The 2,666-nt window shown below is 67.0% G+C and carries 2 protein-coding genes; both read right to left on the bottom strand.

Annotated features, from left to right (window positions below):
• Positions 1-1,674 (bottom strand): hypothetical protein (locus VKP01_RS08350; RefSeq protein ID WP_324411691.1); only part of this gene is annotated, 1,674 nt, incomplete at its 3' end.
• Between the two features lie 13 nt (positions 1,675-1,687).
• Positions 1,688-2,666 (bottom strand): DUF4159 domain-containing protein (locus VKP01_RS08345; RefSeq protein WP_324411690.1); only part of this gene is annotated, 979 nt, incomplete at its 5' end.

Here is a 2,666-nt window from a genome sequence, read left to right as displayed (position 1 = left end):
CGGCAGATAGGGTTCGAGCGCGACGCCGGACTCGGCACCCGAGGGCGACATGACGCTGACGGAGGCAACCGCGTCGGCCATGCTCTGGCGCTCGATGAAGATCCGCTCCCCCTGCGTCGTCGCATGCAGGGACTCTTCTTCCAGCGCCGGCTCACGCATCAGCCAATGGGCGGTACGGCGAAGGAGATCGACATGCGGCCCGCCCTCGCGATAGCCCCGCGCCCAGAGCCAGGCGTGATCGGAAAGCAACAGCGCCACACGCCCCTCGCCCTGACGCTCCAGCACCAGCAACGGACGATCCTGTGCGCCCGACATCACCGTCTGCCCCGCAGTAACCCGCGTATCGAGGACGCGCAGCCACTCGCCCCAGGCCGGCGGATCGCTTTCCGATCCCGGAAGACCGCGCGTCACCGGATGGCGCTCACCGGTATCCGTGAGCATCGCCTTGAACGGCTCCTCCAGCACACTGCCGGTGGGCTCGCCCGGAATGATCGGCGCGAGACGGGTGCGGGCAAGCGAGGCGCGCCCGGCGAATTCCGGCCCCGCTGCAAGCAGAACGGCACCACCTTCGCGCACGTAACGCACGATGTTGTCGTAATAGATCGGCGGAAGGATGCTCTGGTTGGCATAGCGATCGAATATGATCAGATCGAACTCGCCGATCTTGTCCTGAAACAGTTCGCGCGTGGGAAAGGCGATCAGCGACAATTCGTCGATCGGGGTGCCGTCCTGCTTTTCCGGCGGGCGCAGGATGGTGAAATGGACGAGATCGACATTCGCATCCGAGCGCAGCAGATTGCGCCATGTCCGCTCGCCCGCATGCGGCTCGCCTGAGACGAGCAGCACGCGCAGATTCTCGCGAATCCCCTCGATCGTCACCACGGCCCGGTTATTGGCCATGGTGAGCTCGTCGGGCAACGCCTCGACCTCGATTTCGACGACATTGGACCCGGCGCGGTCGATCTGGACGGGGATGCGAAAGCGCGCTTCCGTCGGCACCTCCCGGCGCGCGAGACGCTCGCCGTCGCGGCGCACGGTGACCACGGCCGAGCCCGTGCCGCCGCGCTCGCCGATCTTCGCCTCGATCACTTGCGTGCGCCCGACAATGCCGTAGCGCGGGGCGCGGATCAGATCGATCTGCCGATCGGCCTCGTCCGGGTATCCTGTGATCAAGGCATGCAAAGGCCCTGTGAAGCCAAGTTCCTCCGCTGATCCGGGAATGTCATGGGCAACACCGTCGGTCAACATCACCACGCCCGCAACGCGCTCCGGCGGCACGTCGGCGAGCCCGTTGGCGAGCCCGGTGAAGAGTTCCGTTCCAGCGTCACCGGCCGCATCACCCACCTCGATGATGCGCAGCTCTATATTGCGCAAGCCGCCGAAACGCTGCTCCAGCTCGTCGCGGGCAGCCTGCGTCACCTGCGCCCGATCGCCCAGCCGCTGCGAGGTCGACTGGTCCACCACCAGGGCCACGACATCATCGACCGGCTCGCGCTCCTGCGTGACGAAGGCGGGATTGGCGAGCGCGAGCACCAGCACGACCAGCGCAGCCGCACGGAACAGGGCCACAGGCCCGCGTATGAGGATCGCGGCCAGCGCGACCAGAGCCGCAAGAATTGCCGCCACGATCAGCACGGCATCGGGGACCAGCGGTGTGAAGCTCAAACCGGCCAAAGCGTCGCCTTCCTCAATTGCCCAACCGCTCGAGCAGAGCGGGCACATGAACCTGATCGGCCTTGTAGTTGCCCGTCAGCGCGTACATCACGATGTTCATCCCGGCGCGAAACGCCATCTCGCGCTGGCGCGGATCGCTGCCACTCACCGGCAGCATCGCCTCCCCCAGCGACCCGATTGCCCAGGCGCCTGCGAGATCGTTCGCGGTGATGATGATCGGTGACACCGCATCGCCGGCCCGCGCCGGACGCATCCCCTCCTCGATAGGCGCCGGAGGCAGTTCCTCCACCCAGGTCACGCCGGATGCATGCCGTCCCGGCAACTCGTCGAGGATGAAGAACGTCTTGGTCAGGACGTGATCCGGCGGCATCGGCTCGAGCGGCGGCACGTCGACATCGGCGAGCAGCCGGCGCAGATATGCGGCTTCGGGCGAAAGCGCGGAACCGGGGCGCCAGTTGGTCGCCGCGTCGCGGGTATCCATGATCAGCATGCCGCCGTTCTTCATATAGGCGTCGATCCGCTGCATCGCCTCGCGCGACGGCATCGGCGCATCGGGCACGATCGGCCAGTACAGAACAGGGAAGAAAGCGAGTTCGTCCGTCTCGATATCGACGCCAATCGGCGCGCCGGGTTCGAGGGATGTGCGCGCGGCGAGCGCCCGCGACAGCCCGTCGAGCCCCGCCTGGCTGATCTCGTCGACACGCGCGTCATGGGTGCGGACATAGCCAAGCCGGGTCACCATCGCGGCCTCGATATCCTCGATCGTGTCGGCTTGTGCCGTCCCGGGTGCGCCGATCGCGAGGAAGGCGAGCGCAAGCGCACCCGCCCCGAGGACCGCGCGCCGAAAACGGGCAGCGAAGGCGCCGACATGTCCGGACAGCAGCATGGCGAGAATCGTATCAACGAGGAACAGGCCGAGGGCCGCCACGAGAAGTGGCGGACGCAAGTCCACCGTCTCCGCCGGTTCGAGCGGCAGAACGCGCGCATCGAGG

The sequence above is a fragment of the Saliniramus sp. genome (genome assembly GCF_035311605.1).
Classification (GTDB): Bacteria; Pseudomonadota; Alphaproteobacteria; order Rhizobiales; family Beijerinckiaceae; genus Saliniramus.
The sequence above is the reverse complement of the archived record's forward strand: the minus strand, read 5'-3'. Positions and strand labels throughout refer to the sequence as shown.